Genomic DNA, 778 nt, shown 5'->3' with positions numbered 1-778 from the left:
TAGGCATCGGCGATGCGATAGACCTGACCGTCGATTACCTGGCCGGCCGGTAGCAGGCCGATGGTCTCGAGCTCGCGACCAGCCAGGGCGATCAGCTCGGCATCGTCCATTAGGGCAGCAACTGCCAGCGCAGGTAGCTGGCCAGGACCTGGATGCTTTCCCGCAACCCCAAGCCCATCAGGGCATCCCACAACCGCGGTGGATAGGCGAAGAACTTATGTCGGTAGAAGATCCTGGAAAGCCGCGATCGCAACAGGAAATCCTCGCCGAGCAAATCTTGCCACATCCCCTTGACATAATCCGACTTGGTAAAAAAACGGTGTCCCCCCATGTCGAAACTGAACCCTTGGTAGAACTCCGTGCGGGCGATCCCGCCGACGCAGTCCGCATCCTCGGCAAAATGGCACGCCAACCTGCCCAGGGCGTCCGGTGCAACCGCCACATCGGCATCGACAAAGACCAAAATATCACCGCCGGCGCGGGCGGCGCCCAGATTCCGGGTCACGCCGGGCCCCGCGTTGATTTTAGCGGTAATCAGCGCGACCCCCGGCCGGGAGGCCACCGCCACGGATCGATCCTGCGAGGCATCGTCCACCACGATGACTTCGTCCGGGGGAACCCGGCTGCGTTCCAGCAGGGCGTCGAGGCAAGCACCCAAGGTCTCCGCGGCATTGAAACAAGGTATGATCACCGACAGGCTAACGCCGGATGGAGGAGGGGTTTTTCCCATGGTTAAAAAAGTGCTTTCGGTGGCTGAAGAAGGATCCCATCCTTGGGA

1 protein-coding gene is annotated in these 778 nt (G+C 61.2%); it reads right to left on the bottom strand.

The genetic code is table 11. The features are described from left to right. Positions 1-109 precede the first annotated feature (109 nt). Positions 110-691, bottom strand: a complete 582-nt coding sequence (locus BQ17_RS14515; RefSeq protein WP_176722445.1) for a glycosyltransferase family A protein — start codon at positions 689-691, stop codon at positions 110-112. Between the last annotated feature and the right edge of the window lie 87 nt (positions 692-778).

This window comes from Candidatus Thiosymbion oneisti (assembly GCF_900092655.1).
Taxonomy (GTDB): domain Bacteria; phylum Pseudomonadota; class Gammaproteobacteria; order Chromatiales; family Chromatiaceae; genus Thiosymbion; species Thiosymbion oneisti.
This window is presented reverse-complemented; position numbering and strand designations above follow the sequence as displayed.